General features: G+C 65.4%; 19 protein-coding genes and 2 tRNA genes. 7 read left to right on the top strand and 14 right to left on the bottom strand.

Annotation, left to right across the window (positions count from 1 at the left end):
* Positions 1-146: 146 nt before the first annotated feature.
* From PVW46_RS07045 to PVW46_RS07060, 4 genes are all read right to left on the bottom strand, one after another.
* Positions 147-1,136: an SLAC1 anion channel family protein gene (locus tag PVW46_RS07045; protein ID WP_043146157.1), complete on the bottom strand. Its 990-nt coding sequence runs from the start codon at positions 1,134-1,136 to the stop codon at positions 147-149.
* A gap of 158 nt (positions 1,137-1,294) precedes the next feature.
* Positions 1,295-2,392: a redox-regulated ATPase YchF gene (gene ychF / locus PVW46_RS07050; protein ID WP_043146155.1), complete on the bottom strand. Its 1,098-nt coding sequence runs from the start codon at positions 2,390-2,392 to the stop codon at positions 1,295-1,297.
* Between the two features lie 140 nt (positions 2,393-2,532).
* Positions 2,533-2,913 (bottom strand): DUF805 domain-containing protein, encoded by a 381-nt coding sequence (locus PVW46_RS07055; protein ID WP_083242308.1) that lies wholly within the window; start codon positions 2,911-2,913, stop codon positions 2,533-2,535.
* A 137-nt stretch (positions 2,914-3,050) separates the two neighbouring features.
* A complete protein-coding gene (locus PVW46_RS07060; protein WP_043146153.1) occupies positions 3,051-4,421 on the bottom strand; it encodes an MATE family efflux transporter in 1,371 nt (456 codons plus the stop codon).
* Between the two features lie 102 nt (positions 4,422-4,523).
* Here PVW46_RS07060 and PVW46_RS07065 point away from each other — a divergent pair, with 102 nt between their 5' ends.
* Complete coding sequence (locus PVW46_RS07065; RefSeq protein ID WP_069209690.1) at positions 4,524-5,165, top strand: TIGR02453 family protein; 642 nt, start codon at positions 4,524-4,526, stop codon at positions 5,163-5,165.
* Positions 5,166-5,168: 3 nt separating this feature from the next.
* Here the strand turns inward: PVW46_RS07065 and ppk2 are convergent, their stop codons facing one another.
* On the bottom strand, positions 5,169-6,170 hold the full coding sequence (gene ppk2 / locus PVW46_RS07070) for a polyphosphate kinase 2 (protein ID WP_139132318.1): 1,002 nt from the start codon (positions 6,168-6,170) through the stop codon (positions 5,169-5,171).
* A gap of 166 nt (positions 6,171-6,336) precedes the next feature.
* Between ppk2 and trpA the strand changes: the two genes are divergently transcribed.
* Positions 6,337-7,128, top strand: coding sequence for a tryptophan synthase subunit alpha (trpA, locus tag PVW46_RS07075; protein ID WP_069209691.1), 792 nt, complete (start codon positions 6,337-6,339; stop codon positions 7,126-7,128).
* Here the strand turns inward: trpA and PVW46_RS07080 are convergent.
* Positions 7,116-8,471, bottom strand: a complete 1,356-nt coding sequence (locus PVW46_RS07080) for an ATP-binding protein (protein WP_069209692.1) — start codon at positions 8,469-8,471, stop codon at positions 7,116-7,118. The genes trpA and PVW46_RS07080 overlap by 13 nt on opposite strands.
* 3 nt (positions 8,472-8,474) lie before the next feature.
* A complete protein-coding gene (locus PVW46_RS07085) occupies positions 8,475-9,011 on the bottom strand; it encodes a heme NO-binding domain-containing protein (protein WP_069209693.1) in 537 nt (178 codons plus the stop codon).
* Between the two features lie 129 nt (positions 9,012-9,140).
* Between PVW46_RS07085 and PVW46_RS07090 the strand changes: the two genes are divergently transcribed.
* Positions 9,141-10,304, top strand: a complete 1,164-nt coding sequence (locus tag PVW46_RS07090; RefSeq protein WP_069209694.1) for an alpha-hydroxy acid oxidase — start codon at positions 9,141-9,143, stop codon at positions 10,302-10,304.
* 60 nt (positions 10,305-10,364) lie between these two features.
* Here the strand turns inward: PVW46_RS07090 and PVW46_RS07095 are convergent, their stop codons facing one another.
* Positions 10,365-11,603, bottom strand: coding sequence for an MFS transporter (locus PVW46_RS07095; protein WP_083242309.1), 1,239 nt, complete (start codon positions 11,601-11,603; stop codon positions 10,365-10,367).
* A gap of 83 nt (positions 11,604-11,686) precedes the next feature.
* On the opposite strand from PVW46_RS07095, the gene PVW46_RS07100 reads away from it, so the two are divergent.
* The gene (locus tag PVW46_RS07100; RefSeq protein WP_069209695.1) at positions 11,687-12,334 is read left to right on the top strand and encodes a 50S ribosomal protein L25/general stress protein Ctc; all 648 of its coding nucleotides are present in this window, start codon (positions 11,687-11,689) and stop codon (positions 12,332-12,334) included.
* A gap of 70 nt (positions 12,335-12,404) precedes the next feature.
* Here the strand turns inward: PVW46_RS07100 and PVW46_RS07105 are convergent, their stop codons facing one another.
* Positions 12,405-13,208 carry a methyltransferase domain-containing protein gene (locus PVW46_RS07105; protein WP_069209696.1) on the bottom strand — a complete coding sequence of 268 codons (804 nt, stop codon included), beginning with the start codon at positions 13,206-13,208 and terminating at the stop codon, positions 12,405-12,407.
* A 56-nt stretch (positions 13,209-13,264) separates the two neighbouring features.
* Entirely contained in the window at positions 13,265-13,579 is a 315-nt protein-coding gene (gene hmuQ / locus PVW46_RS07110) for a heme-degrading protein HmuQ (protein ID WP_043146141.1), read from the bottom strand.
* A gap of 68 nt (positions 13,580-13,647) precedes the next feature.
* On the opposite strand from hmuQ, the gene pth reads away from it, so the two are divergent.
* Genes pth through PVW46_RS07125 form a run of 3 tightly spaced genes read left to right on the top strand, consistent with a single transcriptional unit; the run spans position 13,648 to position 15,887 of the window.
* Positions 13,648-14,343, top strand: a complete 696-nt coding sequence (gene pth, locus PVW46_RS07115; RefSeq protein ID WP_069209697.1) for an aminoacyl-tRNA hydrolase — start codon at positions 13,648-13,650, stop codon at positions 14,341-14,343.
* Positions 14,340-15,491, top strand: a complete 1,152-nt coding sequence (locus PVW46_RS07120; protein WP_069209698.1) for a serine hydrolase domain-containing protein — start codon at positions 14,340-14,342, stop codon at positions 15,489-15,491. Before pth ends, PVW46_RS07120 begins: the two co-directional genes overlap by 4 nt.
* Positions 15,492-15,506: 15 nt before the next feature.
* Complete coding sequence (locus PVW46_RS07125) at positions 15,507-15,887, top strand: DUF2237 family protein (RefSeq protein WP_043146137.1); 381 nt, start codon at positions 15,507-15,509, stop codon at positions 15,885-15,887.
* A gap of 218 nt (positions 15,888-16,105) precedes the next feature.
* On the opposite strand, the gene PVW46_RS07130 is transcribed toward PVW46_RS07125, so the two are convergent.
* The 4 genes from PVW46_RS07130 to PVW46_RS07145 form a co-directional block, all read right to left on the bottom strand.
* Entirely contained in the window at positions 16,106-17,254 is a 1,149-nt protein-coding gene (locus PVW46_RS07130; protein WP_069209699.1) for a slipin family protein, read from the bottom strand.
* Positions 17,255-17,638: 384 nt separating this feature from the next.
* Positions 17,639-17,713 (bottom strand) — tRNA-Lys (locus tag PVW46_RS07135).
* Between the two features lies 1 nt (position 17,714).
* Positions 17,715-17,791 (bottom strand) — tRNA-OTHER (locus tag PVW46_RS07140).
* 273 nt (positions 17,792-18,064) lie between these two features.
* Complete coding sequence (locus tag PVW46_RS07145; protein WP_223306307.1) at positions 18,065-18,580, bottom strand: helix-turn-helix transcriptional regulator; 516 nt, start codon at positions 18,578-18,580, stop codon at positions 18,065-18,067.
* Between the last annotated feature and the right edge of the window lie 259 nt (positions 18,581-18,839).

Raw genomic sequence — 18,839 nt, forward strand, 5'->3', positions numbered from 1 at the left:
TCGAACCCTCGAGACGGTTTCCCGCCTACTCCCTTAGCAGGGGAGCGCCTTCGACCACTCGGCCACGTCTCCGCCGCCGTGTCTATGCGCGCGAAACGGCGGAAACAAGTCGAAATTGACAGCCAGACAACAAAACCCGCCGGTCTTCATTCCGGGCGACAGATCTCTCCGCGCGTCATGCCAAGAAGTGTCCGCCCCACGAGGCCCGTCACGATCACCACCAGCAGCACCAGAAGTCCCGCGCCCATCGCTCCGTGCAGGCCTGAGCCGGAAAGCTGTGCGTAGCGCAGACAGGAGATCGTCAGGGCCGCAACCGGAAAGCTCAGCGCCCACCAGGACAGGGCAAAGGGCGGGCGCATCGCCTGTGCCAGAAGAACCGTCGCAAGGGCGCCGAAGGCCAGCCCGCCATTGAACAGCACGCGCGCGAATCCGTCGAGCTCGCCGCCATTGAGCAGGAGCCAGGACAGGAAGGCCACAGAAGGTGGCGCCACGAGGATCGCCAGCGTCGGCTGCAATCGCCCCGGCAAGGCCGGTTGCGTGACCAGGCGCATCAGCAGGATCGGCAACAACGCGGCCCAGAAGATCACGCCCGTCGCGAAAAACAGCCAGGACAGGTCCACGAAACCCAGCGGCACACCGGCCACCGGCACCACCACGTTGCCCACCGCAGGGATGAACCAGGCCGGGTTCACCTGGCCCAGACCGAAGGTCCGCGGCCCCATCCAGGCCGCGATCACCGCAAGGGCCAGCCCCGCCTGCAGGGCCGCGCCCGCCCCCCAGAGCCAGAGCGCCGCGGCAGGCAACTCGAACCTCAAGGCTGTGGCCACCAGCATCAAGGATATCGGAATGGCGGGAAAGAAGTTCAGCTTGACCGGGTGCGCCCATTCCTGCGCGATTGCCTCCGGGTGGCGCAGCGCCTTGAGCGCATAGACCAGCGTCACCGCGACAAGATCCGCCGCAGCCACCGCCAAGGCGAACCGTGGCAGCCCCTGCCCCCATCCGAAATACCCCGCCGCCGCATGCAGCGCCAGCGCGAGGCCGGACAGGCCCATCACGCTGGCAAAGAGGGTGATCGGGAAATGTGCCAACCACTGCTCGGGCATGGATGCGGCGTGAGGGGTGGATTGATCGGTCATCGCGGGCCTCCGGGAACACATGGCCCTATTGGAATGTCTGATCCGGCTTCGCGTTGACCTGCATCAAATCCGCCCAAGCTCAGCGCCATGACAACACTAAGGCCCCCTGCCCGGCGGGGCAGAGGGCCTTGGCATCACGTCCAGCCGACCGGGACAGATCAGGTGTTGAAAAGGAAATGCAGGACGTCGCCGTCCTTGACCTCGTAGGCCTTGCCCTCGGCGCGCATCTTGCCCGAGTCCTTGGCCCCGGCTTCGCCATTGCAGGAAACATAGTCGTCAAAGGCGATGGTTTCGGCCCGGATGAAGCCTTTTTCGAAATCGCCGTGAATCACGCCCGCCGCCTGCGGCGCCAGTGTGCCGCGCTTGATCGTCCAGGCGCGGGCCTCTTTCGGGCCGACGGTGAAATAGGTCTGCAGGCCCAGCAACTCGTAGCCCGCCTTGATCAGCCGGTCGAGCCCCGCTTCTTGCAGCCCCAGCTCCTGCAGGAACTCGGCGGCTTCCTCGGCGTCCAGCTGGCTGATCTCTTCCTCGATCTTGGCGGAAATCACCACGTGCGAATTGCCCTGGGCCGCCGCCATCTCGCCGACCTTGGCGGACAGGTTGTTGCCCTCGGCCGCGTCGCCCTCGTCAACGTTGCAGACGTAAAGCACCGGCTTGGAGGTCAGGAGCTGCAACATCCGCCAGGCCTTGGCGTCCTCGTCGTCCACCTCGACCACGCGGGCGGGCTTGCCCTCTTCCAGCGCGGCAAGGGCCAATTTCATCAGGCGCTCCTGCTGAACCGCCTCCTTGTCGCCACCGCGCACCTTGCGCACGATGTTCTGCAGGCGCTTCTCGATGCTTTCCATGTCGGCGATGATCAGCTCTGTCTCGATGGTCTCGGCATCGGCGACCGGATCGACACGCCCGTCGACATGGGTCACGTCGTCATCCTCGAAACAGCGCAGGACATGGGCGATGGCGTCGACCTCGCGGATGTTGGCCAGGAATTGGTTGCCCAGGCCTTCGCCCTTGGAGGCGCCTTTGACCAGGCCCGCGATGTCGACAAAGGTCATGCGCGTCGGGATGATCTGGCCCGACTTGGCGATCCCCGCCAGCTGCGTCAGCCGCGGGTCCGGCACCGCCACGTCGCCCACGTTGGGCTCGATGGTGCAGAAGGGGAAGTTCGCCGCCTGCGCCGCGGCCGTCTTGGTCAGCGCGTTGAACAGCGTCGACTTACCCACGTTGGGCAGCCCCACGATTCCCATCCGAAAGCCCATCAGGCACACTCCATCTTGAATGACGGGCCGCTTCTAGTCGGGCAACCCCCTGCGTGCAAGCGGCGAGGCGCCCCCTGAGACGCAAAACCCCTCTTCCCGGGGGAAGAGGGGGGCGTGCGTGCCTTGAACTGACGAGGGGATCAGCCGAAGCGGTTCGGACCCGGGGTCGGCTTCTGGATGAAGAAGTAGATCAGCACCAGAACACCGATCAGCGGGACGAGAATGATGAGATACCACCAGCCCGACTTATCGATGTCGTGCAGACGGCGCACACCGATGGCGATGCCCGGAATCAGCGTGGCGAGGGAAAAAATCGTACCCAGGACGGCAATCCCAAGCATACCGTCGATAATGCCCAGTACGATTCCGGTCAGGAACAGACCGAGTACGGCCCACCAGTATTCACCGCGGTTCGAACGCCCTTCGAACTTGATGTAATTGGTAAAGAAAAGCTTGACCGCTTCTCCCATCCCGACCTGGCGGTCATAACCGCCGGCGCCTGCGTCCATTGTATGGGCCATAATCTGTGTCTCCTGAAAACTGTCCGTGGTCCCTGAGTGGCCCGGATGGTGTCCCCGATCCGGTAGGCGCAATTAACCACCGGACATGCACTCCCTCAATGGTGGAATACCCCCAGTCACCCGAAAAGCGTGCCAGATCAGGTGGCTGCCGTTTGCCGCGTCAGAATCGCGGGGCTGTGCATCCAGAACCGCCACATCAGCAGCCCCGCCGCCGCCGCAAGGCCCACGACCAGCCCGAACCAGATGCCCTCGCCGCCCCAGCCCAGACCAATACCGAAAGCCCAGGCGCAGGGCATCCCGATGCCCCAATAGGCGATCCCCGCCATAATCATCGGCACGCGCGTGTCCTGCAGTCCGCGCAACAGGCCGATGTGGATCACCTGGGTCGCGTCGACGACCTGGAACAGCGCGGCCATCAGCAACAGCCCACGCCCCGTGGCGATGATCGCGTCCCGCTGGGGATCGTGCGGATCGACAAAGAGGCTCATCAGCGTTTCGGGCAACGCGACAAAGACCGTCACGGTCAGCGCCGCCGCCACCGCGCCCAGCACCGCAACCACCCGCGCCCCGCGCAGCATGTGTTCCAGGTCACCCCGGCCCAGCGCGTTGCCCGCGCGCACCGTGGCGGCATTGGACAGGCCCAGCTGCACCATGAAGGCCGCCGTCGAGATCTGCAGCGCCACGCCATGCGCCGCCAGCGGAATCGTGCCCAGCCAGCCCATCAGGACGGCGGTGGCCGCAAACAGCGCGACCTCGGCCAGGGTCGTCAGCCCGATGGGCCAGCCCAGGTGAAAGACCTGGGCGAACATCTCCCAGTCCGGGCGCCAGAAGCGCACCATCAGTTCATGTTCCGGCAGCTTGATCAGCGCATAGGCCGCCACCAGCACCAACGAGATCACATGCACCGTGACAGAGGCGATGGCCGCCCCGGAAATCCCCAGTTCGGGCGCCCCCCAGTTGCCGAAGATCAGCGCGTAGTTGGCCAGCGCATTGGCGCCCGCGGCGGCCAGCGTGATCCAGAGCACAACGCGCGTATGTTCCAATCCGGCCAGGTAGTTCTTGAACACCATGACGCCAAGCGCCGGCAAAAGCCCGATGGACGCGATGCGCAGGTAGGTCTGCGCCAGCGCCGCCACCTCGGGCGTCTGGCCCATGCCGCGCAGGAGCGGTCCCGAGAACCAGAACAACGGCAGAGTCACGAAGAAATAGAGGATCGACAGCCACAACGCCATGCGCGTCGCCCGCCGCACCAGCACCTCGTCCTCCTGCGCGGCATAGCGCGCCACCATCGGCATTATCGCCCAGGCAAAGCCCGACCCGAACAGGAAGACCGTGAAGAAGAACGATCCCGCCAAGGTCAGCGCCGCCAGTTCCGGCACGCCGTACCAGCCGATCATGATCGTGTCGGTCAGGCCGATGGCATATTGCGCCAGGTGCCCGCCGATCAGCGGCAGGCCAAGGCGCAGGATGGCGCGCCTGTGCTCGGTGTAGGACATGGGCTTGGTCATGCTCCGCCCATAGTGCCGGCCTCCGCCGGAGGCAAGGGCGCGGGGTGCGCAACTTGCCGACCTGTGCTAGGCTGTTCACAGGCGCCTTGATGGAGCTTTCCAATGGCCGACCCCGTTGATCTTGACCGGCTTTTGCCGGACGCTCGTGCATTCCTTTCGGAACTTGCGGACAACAATGACCGTGACTGGTTCCGGGACAACAAGGCGCGCTACGACAGCCAGCTCAAGCGTCCGTCGGAAAAATTGCTTGCGCGGATTTCTGCCTGGCTGGGAGAGACCCGGGGCACACCGCCCCGGACCAAGCTGTTCCGCCCGCACCGCGACGTGCGCTTTTCCGAGGACAAGACCCCCTATCACACCCATCTGCACATGATGTGGTCCCTGCCGGACGGGCGGGTCTGGATGCTGGGGATCTCGCCAGACTATGCCACGCTGGGCGCCGGGCTGATGCAATTCGAACCCGCCCAGCTTGACCGCTGGCGCGAGGCGGTGGCCTCTGACCGGGGGACGGACCTGGCCGCGCTGGTGGCGGAGGCAGGATGGCGCGTCGATCCGCCGTCGTTGCAGCGGGTCCCCGCCCCCTACCCCCCCGATCACCCGCGCGAGGAAATGCTGCGGTGCAAGGGCTACGTCGCCTGGCGCGACGACCTCGACGAGGCGCTGGCCGCGGATCCCGCCGCCAGCATCAGGGAGGTCATCACCGAGTTCGCCCCGCTGATGGACTGGCTGGGCGAGATCGCCTGAGCCTCAGGTCCGGCGCGTGTCCGGGTGCAGCATCTTGCCCAGGATGTGATCCGACCGATGGATGACATGCCCGGCCCCGCCCACGATCAGCGGATCGGGCGCGCGGACGATCCTGTGATCCTTGTCCGGGTAATCCAGCGTCGACAGGAAATGCCGCATGCAGTTCAGTCGCGCGCGTTTCTTGTCGTCCGACTTGATCACCGTCCAGGGCGCATCGGCGGTGTCGGTGTAAAAGAACATCGCCTCCTTGGCCTCGGTGTAATCGTCCCACTTGTCCAGGCTGGCCTTGTCGATGGGCGACAGCTTCCACTGTTTCAGAGGATCGGTCTCGCGGCTCTGGAACCGGGCCAGCTGCTCTTCCTGCGTGACCGAGAACCAGTACTTGTACATCCGGATGCCCGACCGCACCAGCATCTGCTCGAGATCCGGGGTCTGGCGCATGAATTCCAGGTAGTCGTTCGGCTCGCAAAAGCCCATGACCCGCTCGACGCCCGCGCGGTTGTACCAGGACCGGTCATACAGAACGATCTCGCCAGCGGTGGGCAGGTGCTCGATGTAGCGCTGGAAATACCACTGGCCGCGCTCCTGCTCCGTCGGCTTGTTCAGCGCCACGACACGCGCGCTGCGCGGGTTCAGGTGTTCGGTGAACCGCTTGATCGTCCCGCCCTTGCCTGCAGCATCGCGGCCCTCGAACAGCAGCACGAATTTCTGCCCGGTCTCCTGCGCCCAAAGCTGCACCTTCAGCAATTCGGCCTGCAGACGCGCCTTGTCCCGCTCGTAGGCGCGGCGCGACACCTTCTTGTCATAGGGATATTCGCCGGTCTCGAAGGCGCGGCGGATTTCGTCCGGGGTCGGGTGATGGCGCTCTGCACGCGCGGGCAGCGGCACGGCGACCGGTTCGGCGGAAGGAACTTCGGCTTCGACGACAGGCTCGGGCGCGGCAACGGCATCGACGGCATTGGCAACAATCTGGTCTTCGGCGGGGGCGGTCTGGGATGGCGGCATAGGGTCTCCTTTACGTCGTGACCCCATCATCGCATGACCCCGACCAACCCGCCTTGCGACACGTCAAGAAACCGTCACGAAAGCTTCACCTTTTTCCATTTTCCGGGCGCCATTGATTTTCCCCCGCACATCCGGCAAGAGGCAAAAGCCTTGCAGGGAGTGAGCCATGACACGCATCGATTCCACCTTCGCCCGGTTGCAAGCCGAGGGACGGAAAGCCTTTGTCGCCTATATCATGGCGGGCGATCCCGACATCGAGACATCGCTGGCGGTGATGAAAGGCCTGCCATCGGCAGGTGTCGACGTGATCGAACTGGGCCTGCCCTTTACTGATCCGATGGCCGATGGCCCGACGATCCAGCTTGCCGGTCAGCGTGCGCTGGAAGGCGGGATGACGCTGGACAAGACCCTGCAGATGGTGCGCGACTTCCGCGCCGGGGACAATGACACCCCGATCGTGCTGATGGGCTATTACAACCCGATCTACTCGCGCGGGGTCGACACCTTCCTGGCGCAGGCCAATGAGGCCGGGATCGACGGGCTGATCATCGTCGATCTGCCGCCGGAGGAAGACGACGAGCTCTGCATTCCCGCGCAGAAGGCCGGGCTGAACTTCATCCGCCTGGCCACGCCCACCACCGATGACCGGCGCCTGCCAAAGGTGCTGCAGAACACCAGTGGCTTTGTCTACTACGTCTCGATCACCGGGATCACCGGCGCGGCGGCAGCCGAGGCCACGGATGTCGGCCCCGAGGTCGCGCGCATCAAGGCCAAGACGGACCTGCCGGTGATCGTCGGCTTCGGCATCCGCACGCCCGAGACCAGCCAGGCCATCGCCTCGGTCGCGGACGGCTGTGTCGTGGGCTCGGCCATCGTGGGCGAACTGGCCTCCGGCAAGCCGGTCGAAGAGGTCCTGTCCTTCGTGTCGGGCCTCGCCGGCGGCGCTCACTCTGCCTGAGCCAGCAACAGCCGGGCCATGACCGCGATCAGCTCTTCGCGGCGGACCGGCTTGGCCACATGGGCATCCACCCCCTGCCGCAGGTAGCTGGACACTTGGTGCGTCATGGCATTGGCGGTCAGGGCGATGATCGGCACGGTGCGCAGCTCGCGCGCCGCCTCGACCTCGCGGATCATGGCCGCTGCCTCCAGCCCGTTCATGACCGGCATGTTCACATCCATCAGGATCAGGTCATAACCTTCGGCAAAATGTGCCTCGACCGCCTCTGCCCCGTCGTCCACCATGTCGATCCGCAGCGGGTAACGCCGCAGAAGCAGGCGCAACACGCGCTGGTTGGTCTCGCTGTCCTCCGCCACCAGCACGCGCCAGTCCCGCGCCATCAGCACCGCCTCCGCCGCCGCCGACGAGGTATCGACAGAGCGTGACCGCGGCCGCGCGTCGCGCACGGTCACCCGCGCGATGAAACACGCCCCGCCCCCGGGGGCGGGCTCATACAGCAGGTCCCCCCCGAGCAGCCGGCAGATGCGCCTCGAAATCGTCAGGCCCAGCCCGGTGCCACCGAACTTGCGCGTGATCGAGGCGTCCGTTTGGGTAAATGCCTCGAACAGGCGGTCGCGCTTTTCGGGCGGCACGCCGGGGCCGGTGTCGCGCACCGCTATCTCAAGCACCTCGCACTTGCGCCGCAGGTCGATATAGATCCCGCCCGTGGCGGTGAACTTGAGCGCGTTGGACACCAGGTTGTTGATCACCTGACGCAGGCGCGTCGGGTCGCTGCTGATCCAGCCCCGCGCCCGCGCATCCTGGCGCACCCGCAATTGCAGATCCTTGGATTCGGCGCGTGGCTCGTGGACCTGCCGGACCTCGTGGCACAGCGCATCCAGGTCGAAATCGCGCTCTTCCATCTCCATCTTGTCGGCTTCGATCTTGGACAGGTCCAGCAGATCGTTCAGCAGTTCCAGCAATGACAGCCCGCAGGACTGGATGATCTCCGCCATCTCGCGCTGTTCGCCCTGCAGTTCCTCGCTTTCCACGAGAGCCGTGGCCATGCCCAGAACGCCGTTCAGAGGGGTTCGGATCTCGTGGCTGATCATGGCCAGGAACCCGCTTTTGGCGGCGCTGGCGCTTTCCGCCGCGGTCTTGGCCTTTTCCAGTTCCCGGGTCCGGTCCCGCACCGCCTCTTCCAGCGCGGCGGCCTGGGCCTGCAGTGCCGCGTTGGCCTCGAACAGGGCGCGGCTCTTGCCTTCCAGCAGGCGCTCGGCCTCCTTGCGCGCGGCACGTTCGCGGTCATAGCGCCGGCGCAGGACCCTGCCGTCATCCGGCGCGCTGATTGCAGGAGAGCCCATGCCTCATGTCTCCAGCCGCACGTCAAAGACCGCCTCGCGCGGCGAGACACGTTGCAGCCCGATCTGCGCGCCCTGCCCGAAGTGATCTACGCAGGCCTCTATCAGGCCGTGGCAAAAGGCGACCAGCGGGCGTTCGGACCGATAGGTCATCCGCAGGTGATCCGGGCCAACCCAGGCCGTGTCGAAACGCGGCAGCTCCGCGTCGGAATAAAGCTTGCGCACCTCGACATGCACCTCGCTCTCGATCGCGGCCAGCATGTCCAGCACCGTGGTCTTGTCCGCGAAGAACTGCGGATAGGTCTGCACGAAACGGCCATGCATCCAGGCACCGAACTTGCGTTGCAGGTCGTCTGTGGGGATGCCGGTCAGGTCGCTGACCGCCCCGACGATGCGCATCAGCTCCCCGCAGGGGTAGTTCCCGACCGAGGTATAGGCGGCGCCGGAGTCCAGGTCGAGCTGGTCCAGGATGTCATCCACAGCCTCTTCGCCGATGGCCTGTTCCGCCATTTCCAGCAGTTCCGTGAACACGATGCCCTTCATCGGCCTGTCTCCTTGACCTGTTTGATCTTGCGTAGCGCAGGTCGATGAAGAGGGTCTTAAGAGTCGCATTGCATGAATGTCCCGGCATTGGTAATCGCTTCTTACCAATTCCCACGAAAGCGCCCTGCCATGCCCGTCATTACCGAAATCGAGGATCTCAAACGCATCTATCGGCGCCGGGTCCCGAAAATGTTCTATGATTACTGCGAGTCCGGCAGCTGGACCGAGCAGACCTTTCGCGAGAATTCTTCGGATTTCGACGACATCTACCTGCGTCAGCGGGTGGCGGTGGACATGGCGGGCCGGTCGACAAAGACGCAGATGATCGGCCAGGACGTTTCGATGCCCGTGGCCCTGGCGCCGGTCGGCCTGACGGGGATGCAACACGCCGACGGCGAGATCCTCGCCGCCAAGGCGGCCGAGAAATTCGGCGTGCCCTTCTGCCTGTCCACCATGTCGATCTGCTCGATCGAGGACGTGGCCTCGAACACCTCGGCGCCGTTCTGGATGCAGGTCTACACGCTACGCGACGACGAATTCATGCAAAACCTCTTTGACCGCGCGAAAGAGGCGAAATGTTCCGCCGCCGTGATCACGGTGGACCTGCAGTTGCTGGGACAACGCCACAAGGACCTGAAAAACGGTCTCTCGGCCCCGCCCAAGCTGACGCCGAAATCGGTGGCCAACATGATGACCAAGGTCGGCTGGGGCCTGAACATGCTGCAGACGAAACGGCGGTTCTTCGGCAATATCGTGGGCCATGCCAAGGGCGTGACCGATCCCTCGTCGCTGGTCACCTGGACGGCGGAAAGCTTTGACCAATCGCTGAACTGGGACCGCATCCGCGAGTTCCGCAAGATGTGGGACGGCCCGCTGATCATCAAGGGCATCATCGACCCGCGCGACGCGCTCGAGGCCTGCAATGTCGGTGCGGATGCCATCGTGGTGTCCAACCACGGCGGGCGGCAGCTGGACGGGGCGCTGTCCTCGATCCGCGCGCTGGAGCCGATCGTCGACGCCGTGGGCGACAAGATCGAGGTCCACATGGACAGCGGCGTGCGGTCTGGGCAGGACGTGCTCAAGGCGCGCGCGCTGGGGGCCAAGGGCGCCTGGATCGGCCGCGCCTTCGTCTATGGCCTTGGCGCGATGGGCGAGGCCGGCGTGACCCGCGCGCTGGAGGTCATCCACAAGGAGCTGGATCATTCGATGGCGCTATGCGGACACACCGACATCGAGACGGTGAACCGCGATATCCTGATGGTGCCCCGGGGCTTTTCCGGCGACTGGGACTGACGGATTAACCCACTGTTAATGAATGATAATGTTTCGCGCGCGAAACAGGGCCCCGGCGGATCATTCCGCCGGGGTCAATGCGGTTGACGTCGCCCGGCGGACCATCGGCACCAGGACCAGCGGGATCACCAGCATCAGGCCCCCGACCACCGCGAAGGAGGCGCCAAGGCCAAAGCCCTCGGCCAGGCCACCCATCAGCGGCGGGCCGACGAAGAACCCGGCATAGCCCAGCACCGCGACCCGGCTGATCGCCAGCGCCTTGAACTCGGTCGAGACCAACCGACCGCACCAGGAAAAGGCCATCGGCGCCACCACCGAAACACCCAGCCCCAGCACCGCGAAACCGGCATAGGCCACGGCCAGCCCCGGCGCAAAGGCCGCCGTCACGGCGCCCACACAGGTCAGCACGGCCGCCAGCCGGATAACCGCCGCCTCGCTCACGCGCTGCGCCACCACCTGGCCAGAGAAGCGCCCCAGCGCCATCGTCACACCCAGGATCGCCGGCCCCAGCGCACCCTGCGCCGCCCCTGCCCCCAGCGTGCGTTCGAGGTGCAGAGCCGACCAGCCCTCGGTCCCCTGTTCCGCCAGGAAACCCAGCAGGACGATGGCCCCGAGCGGCGCCAGCACCCACCAGGACAGCGGCGCGGCGGGCGGTGCGCCGTCCTCGGGCGGGGTCTCTCGCACCGGGGCCAGCGCCATCTGCAGGCAAAGCGCAACCACCGGCAGCGCCAGCGCAGCGAAAACGGCAAAAGGCGACCAGCCCGCTTCGCGCGCCAGCCCCGTCATCAGGGCCGACACCGCGTAAGAGGCTGAATAGATCCCGTGGTTGAGGTTCATCAGCGACCGCCGGCTCTGCCCCTCCAGCATGGACAGGCGGGCGTTCATCGACACGTCCAGCGTGCCAGAGGCCATCGCAGCCGCCATCATCGCCAGGGCAAAGCCGACCCCGCCGCCGGCCAGCCCCGGCAACAGGAAGGCCAGCGCCATCAGCAGGCCGGAAACCGGCAGATCGCCGCTGCCCAGCCGCCGCTGCGCCAGGGGCGCCAGCCACATGGCCAGCACCGCGCCCGCGGCAGAGACCAGCATGGCCAGGCCGAACCCGCCATCGGACAGGCCCACCTGCGGCTTGAGATCGGGCACCAGCGCCGCGAAGGCGCCCCAATACAGACCCACGGCCACGAAACCCGCCGCTGGCCCCCGGCTGATGATAAGATCGCGCAACATGGGGATCGCCTGCCACGGTCCGCCGCCCTCGTCCAGCGCGAAACAGACCGGGACAGGGGCGAATCCGCTTGCCAATCGGGACGATCCGGTTTACCGGCACGGCTTCACGCGGGGTGACAGCCTTGGAGGCACCCTGCCTTTTTAGATGGAGACACAATATGGCTGGTGAGATTCCTGATCTCAACGCCCTGGAACGGACGGGGACGGGCAAGGGCGCCGCTCGTCAGGCACGCCGCGATGGCATGGTTCCGGGCATCGTTTTTGGTGGCGACAAAGAACCGCTGCCGATCAATCTGCCGTTCAACGCCCTGCTCAAGCGCCTGAAAGACGGCCGCTTCAAGGCGACGCTGTTCAACCTCAAGGTTGATGGCCACGAGGACGTGCGCGTGATCTGCCGCGACGTGCAGCGCGACGTGGTCAAGGACCTGCCGACCCACGTCGATTTCCTGCGCCTGCGCCGCACCACCAAGATCAACCTGTACATCCCGGTTGAATTCGTGGGCGAAGACGTGGCCCCCGGCATCAAGAAGGGCGGCGTTCTGACCGTCGTTCGCCCGGAAGTCGAACTGATCGTGACCGCGGGTGACATCCCCGAGAAGATCACCGTCGACCTGTCGACCCTGAAAATCGGCGACATCGTCCACATCTCGGACGTGACCCTGCCGGAAGGCACCAAGCCGACGATCGACCGCGACTTCGTGATCGCGAACATCTCGGCACCGTCGGGCCTGGCCGCACAGGAAGCCGAGGAGGCCGAAGAGGCCGCTGCGGCAGCCGCCGAAGAAGCGGCCACCGAAGAAGCCTGACAGGCCCTTCGCTGAAACGATTTCGAACCCCCGCCCCTTCGGCGGGGGTTTTGCTTTGCCGGACCGGGGCTCAGGCAGGTTTGCGCGCCGCGTGACAGGCAAAGAGGATCGCACCGTAAAAGCGTCCAGCCTCTACCCGCGCATCGGTTTCGTCGCGAAACCCCTGCGCCAGCGCCTCGGAACAGTCCCCGGCCGCCGCGGCCGCGGTGACACCGCGCGCCATCAGCGACTGGATATAGGCGGGCCGCCCGGTCTGAACGAAACCGTAGGCCCGGCTCTCGGGTGCCTCGAAGCCTGCCTCGCGCATCATCCTTGGCAGGTGCCGCATGATATAGGGGTCATGGATCAGGTTCCGTTGCGTCGAGACCATCGCCGCTTGCAGCGGGTCACCCTCGAAGAGCGCCACGGTATTGGTGGCGTAGTCACCGTCGAAGACCGCCAGAATGCCGCCGGGCCGCAACAGGCGCCGGGCCTCGGCCAGGGCAGCCGCCGGATCGGCAAGGTGGGAATAGACCGTGTGGGCCACGACCACGTCGGCCCCCTCTCCCGGCAGCCCGGTCTGAACCGCGTTCCCGGAGGCAAAGCTCATCTCGTCACGCGTTGCGAACCTCTTGCGGGCGCGGGCCAACAGCCCCTCTGCCGGGTCGATCCCGACCAGCCGCCCGGGCCGGAGATGGCGCAGGATCATTTCCGTGCTGGACCCGTTGCCGCAGCCGATTTCGACCACCTCGGCGCCCGGGCCCGGCAATCGCCCCAGGTAATCGGCGCAGATCTCCTGCATGGCCGGATCCGAGATCCTGTCCTCCATCGACGCCGCGATGGCCTCGAGGACGCTGTCGGGCTGGTCGGCAATCTGCAGGTAGAGATCGGGCATCGGATGTCCTTTCCTTGCCCTATCCTACATCAAAACGGCTGTTTCTCCGACGCCGTTCAGGCAGTCAGCACCTGCACCGCCTCGAAGATCTCCAGCTCGGGCGGTTCCAGGTACATGTGGGCCGAACTCTTGGCCCCGCCGTGTGCTGCGCGAAACGCCTCGGATCTGGTCCAGTTCGTGAAGCTGGCCTCGTCCTCCCACAAGGTGTGCGAGGCATAGAGGACGTGATCCTCCCGCTCAGGGCCCTTCATCAGGGCAAAGCTGCGAAACCCGGGCACGCTTTTCAGGTGGCTGTCGCGGCTCTTCCAGAGAGTTTCAAAGGCCTCGACTTCGGATTTGACCACCTTGAACCGGTTCATGGTCAGGTACATTCCGCTCTCCCGTTGTGATCCATGCCGCCTCTGGCCTACATAGGGCGCAGGCGATCTCGGAGGGCACAGTGCAGATATTCGTTGGTCTCGGCAATCCCGGCACGAAATACGCCGGCAACCGGCACAACATCGGCTTCATGGCGCTGGACCGGATCGCAGAGGATCACGGGTTCGGCCCCTGGAAGGCCAAGTTCCAGGGCCAGCTGGCCGAGGGGCGGCTGGGCAGCGAAAAGGTGCTGCTGCTGAAGCCCGAGACCTTCATGAACCTTTCCGGCCAGTCGGTCGGCGAGGCGATGCGCTTTTACAAGCTGGAACCAGGCGACGTGACCGTGTTCCACGACGAGCTGGACCTGGCCCCGGGCAAGTGCAAGGTCAAGACGGGCGGCGGTCACGCGGGCCATAACGGGCTGCGCTCGATCCATGCCCATATCGGCGAGGCCTATCGCCGGGTGCGGCTGGGCATCGGCCATCCGGGCCGCAAGGAGTTGGTCGCGGCCTACGTCCTGCACGATTTCCACAAGGCCGACCAGGATTGGCTGGACGACCTGCTGCGCGGGCTGTCGGACGGCGCGCCGCAGCTTGCGGCGGGCGACACGGCCAAGTTTTCCAATGCCGTCGCGCTGCGAACGGCCCCGCCCCGGTCCTCGAAGACACCGGAGAAACACAAGCCCGCGCCTGCCGCGAAAACCGCCCGGCCTGAAGATACGGGCGGCGGGGAAGAGGCCCGCAACCCGCTGCAACGGCTGGTGGACAAGTTCCGATGAAGGGCAAGCGCATAGCCGCAATCGGTCTTGTCGTCCTGGTGGGACTGGGAGCCGCGGGCTTTGGGTATCGCGACGAGCTAGGGCGCCTGCGGGCCACCATGACGCTGTTCGACGAGGGCGAAATCGTCGACAACTTCAGCCACATGGACCGGCTGTTCGAGACGGTCCCGATCCCGGTCACGACGCGTGCGGAACCGCTGCCCGAAGGCCCGGCGATGGAGATGCCCGCCGAGTGGCAGGACTGGCTGGACCGGCGGGCCGTCACCGGAGCGATTGTCCTGCGTAATGGAGAGGTTGTTCACGAGAGCTATCACCTGGGCACCGGCGCCGAAGACCTGCGCATCTCCTGGTCTGTGGCCAAATCCTATTTGTCCGCGCTTTTCGGGATCTTGGTGGCGCAGGGTCATGTGGACAGCCTGGACGATCCGGTGGTGAAATACGCCCCCCAGCTCAAGAGCAGCGCCTATGAGGGCGCCACGATCCGCAATGTCCTGCAGATGTCCACAGGAGTCGTTTTCGACGAGGACTACCTGGATTTCTGGAGCGACATCAACGAGATGGGTCGCATCCTTGCACTTGGCGGCTCGATGGACGGTTTCGCCGCAGGACTGACCGAAACCGATCAGCCGCCCGGCGAGCGCTGGCGCTATGTCTCGATCGACACGCATGTCCTGTCGATGGTCGCGCGGGGCGCCACCGGAAAACAGCTGCCGGACCTCTTGGCCGAGAACCTGCTGGACCCGATGGGGACATATGGGAAACCCTATTACCTGTCAGATGGTTACGACGTGGCCTTCGCCCTTGGCGGACTGAACCTGATGCTGCGCGACTATGCCCGGCTGGGCGAGATGTTCCGCGATGGCGGGCGCCTGCAGGGCAAGCAGATCGTGCCCGAGGACTGGGTGATCGAAAGCACGACTCCCTCGGCCCGCACCGCGCCGGGACGGTTGCAATACGGCTATCAATGGTGGATGCCGTCCGACGCGCGCGACGGCGAGTTCATGGCGCGTGGAATCTATGGGCAGTACGTCTATGTCGACCGGCAAAGCGGCACGGTGGTGGCCGTCACAGGCGCAGATCGCCGCTTTCGCGAGGCCGGGGCCTTTGACGACGCGCTGCAGATGTTCCGCCGCCTCGCCGGCTTGTAAGGGAGAGAGGAAATCATGGAGAAAGACCCTTCTTTCAATGTCCTCGGCGGCCCTCTTGAGTCCTGCTCTCAAGACCCGCTGACCGGGTTCTTTCGCGACGGGCACTGCAACACCTGCGTCGAGGACCGGGGAAGTCACACCGTTTGCGCGGTCATGACGGCAGAGTTCCTGGCCTATTCGAAATACGTCGGAAACGACCTGTCGACCCCGCGTCCGGAATTCCATTTTCCGGGTCTGAACCCCGGCGATCACTGGTGTCTCTGTGCCGGGCGTTTCTTGCAGGCCCATGACGAGGGCTGCGCGCCGCTGGTGAACCTGGCCGCGACCCATCGGGGCGCCCTGGACATCGTGCCGCTGCGGATCCTCGAGACCTATAGCTGGACCAACCAGGGCTGAGACGCGCTAGGCCGCGGACCAACAAATTCTTTGCGCTAGGTTGCGCGCTTAACCCGCCCTTAACCATTGACCGATCACGATGGTTTCAGGGGCTGGTTGCCCGAAATCTCCTGTTTGCTTTCAGGAAAGCGATCTGTCCCCAGACCCCTCCGATCTGGTGGGCAGATCGCGAAACTGCCGCCCCGGCGCGACCGGAGCGGCTTTTCTTTTGGAACGGATCAGTCGCGCAGGCGCGCGATCTCCTGCATGAGGCCCTTGGTGCCGTTGTGCACCGTGAGGTGATCCACCTTGGCGGCAATCGCCTCCAGCGCCTCCAGCTCCTTGAGCCGGAGCATCACCGGGTTGTCCTCCATGACCTTGGCGGTGTTCAGAAGCGCACGCATCGCGTTCGTTTCCTCGCGCCGCAGGATCACGTTGGCCTCGGCCTCCTTCTCGGCCTCGACCACGCGGTTCAGGATCTCGCGGATCTCACCCGGCAGGATCACGTCCTTGAGGGCGATCTCCTTCAGCTCGATCCCGATCCCGGCCATTTCGGCCCGCAGGCTGTCCCCCGCCTCGACGTCGATGGCGCCCTTCTCGGCCAGAAGCTGGTCCAGCGTCAGCGCGCCAAGGCGCCGGCGAAAGACCAGCTGCACTGCCCGGTGCAGCGTCTCTTCGAAGTCGCTGACCGCGCTTACGGCCCGCTCCGGGTCCGTCACGCGGAAGATCGCGGTCAGGTTGACCCGGATCGTGACCCGGTCCTTGGTCAGGATCTCCTGGCCCGCGACCTCATGGGCCCGGGTGCGCATGTCCACCAGCCGCGCCGTGACGCGGGGGCCGACCGCCCAGAAGCTGTGGACGCCCGGCGGCAGACGGCGGACAAGAACCCCGTCGAAATGCAGCATCCCGACATGGCCTTCGGCCACCGTCACCGTGGTCAGCGCCCGGCCAAGGCTGGCACGATCAAGGCGCCGCGCCAGAGCGGCATCGACACCGGGATCGCTGGCCAGGTCGAAACGGTCCACCGTGAAGGGGCCCGCATCGGTCCAGAAGACCTCGCGCTCTTCGGGAAAGAGCACCTGTACGGGCCGCCCGTCGCGCAGGACGACGGCGATCTCCTCGGGGCCGGTCCGCACCTCCGTCAGGTGGCCTTCGGCAAGGTCGGGACGGCTGCGGAACAGCGCCCGGTCAAAGGCAGTGATGAACCGGAGACGGTCGATGCTGTGGATCTCGCGCACGCAGTTGTCGCGCGGGACAAGGTGTTCGCCCGGGCCGAGCAGCGCGTCGAAGCGCCCGTTGACCAGGACAAGCATCCGCTGGGTCTCTGTCAGGGTGACACGTTCGCGCCCGGTAAGGGCATGTATCATTCGGGTCAGCACATGGGTCATCTTTCGTCTCCTTTTCCTCGTGCCTATCGTCGTCGCAAAGCGATGTTCCTTTGTTTGCAGTGGGTTGGAGGCGAAGTGCCCCGCAGGTGTCAAAGGGGTGGATCCGGACCGCCCCCATGCCGCGACCGCGGGCGGGAGCCCGGAGAGAGGGGCGCGGAGTACCGGCGCGCCGCGGGCCGTCAGACCCGTGACGGACCGGCACCCGGCGGAACCGTCATCCGATGCTCCGGCCCAAGGCCGGAGCAGGCGACCCCTCTGCCGCCCCCATCGCGGTGCCGCGCAGGGTTTGGCAGCGGGCGCCTGCAAGAGACGCCCCGGATCCTGTGAGGTGGACCACTCTCGTGGACCGGCACCCGAAGCCGGTGCCCTCCATCAAGGGCGTTTTGGAGCAAAAGGCAGGAATCGAACCTGCTACACTTCGATTAAAGGTCGAATGCTCTACCCATGAGCTACATTTGCATGGCGACACAGGTGGGATTTGAACCCACGCCGAACGGAAGAAGATCCGCTGCTCTGACCTGGCTGAGCTACAGTGTCCGTTCCAGACCACCCGTCCCCGCCCTGGCATACAGTCTCGGCAGCGCCGCCTGCACCGGGGGAGAGATCACCTCCGCCCGCTAGGGTCAGTTCCGGAATGTCCGGAGGTGTTGAATAGCGGCGCGGGGCCGAGTCGCTCTACATAAGTTTTTCGGCCCGATTATCGCCGTGGCGTAAGCGCAACATTATTTCAAGGTTGCGCAACTTTTGAAAAGACCGACGAGCAGAGATGCGCAAATCGACCGGCCAAAGCGGTTCGGAATTTGCAGAAATTCACGAGGCTGCGGCGGTCGAGGAAGGTTCGGGCGGGTCCGCTGCGATCAGGTCGTCGATGAAAAGGCTCAGCAGCTGTGGCCGCCCCGTGACCTGGGCCTTGCGGTAGATGGCATTGGTCTGCGCCTTGACCGTCCCCTCGGAGGTCTTGCGCACCTCCGCGATCTCGGCGGTGGACAGGCCCTTGATCGCCATCAGCGCCACGTCGCGTTCGGCGGGCGTGAGGCTCCACTCGTCGAAATGTTCGTCCAGCACTTCCATGAAGGCGCCCCGTGCCAGACGCAGGCTGTCCTCGGCCTGGGCCCGGGCGCGCAGGCTGCGCGCCAGCAGGGTGGCGGTGACGCCAAGCCCCAAGATGAGCCCGATGGCGGCGCTGATCTGGATCAGTTCGTAGATCGCCCAGGGAATGGGGACGCTGCGCAGGCCAAGGCGTGTCGACAGGATGTCGTTCAGAAAGAACCCGGCACAGCAAAGCTGGAAGGAAAACAGCATACCGATTCCGATGCGGGTCTTCACGCCAGAAGGCTCCATTGGCGAGACGGCATGACCGCAAGGATCATGCCGGATTGCAGGGTTGGGGATGGTTACGCGTCTCGGGACAAGAATGCACCCGCAGCGACCGGACAGGCAAGCCCGGGAGGTGGCGGGAAACCGCCTAGTTGAGGCCGGGCGCCCCGTCTCGGCCCGGAGGATCTGCCCCGGGCTTGTCGTCGGACCGTCCGGGGGGATCGCCCTTGTCGCCCTGTCCCGGAGGGCCGTCCTTGTCCGCCTGGCC

This window comes from Mameliella sp. AT18, from assembly GCF_028807275.1.
Classification (GTDB): Bacteria; Pseudomonadota; Alphaproteobacteria; order Rhodobacterales; family Rhodobacteraceae; genus Antarctobacter; species Antarctobacter albus.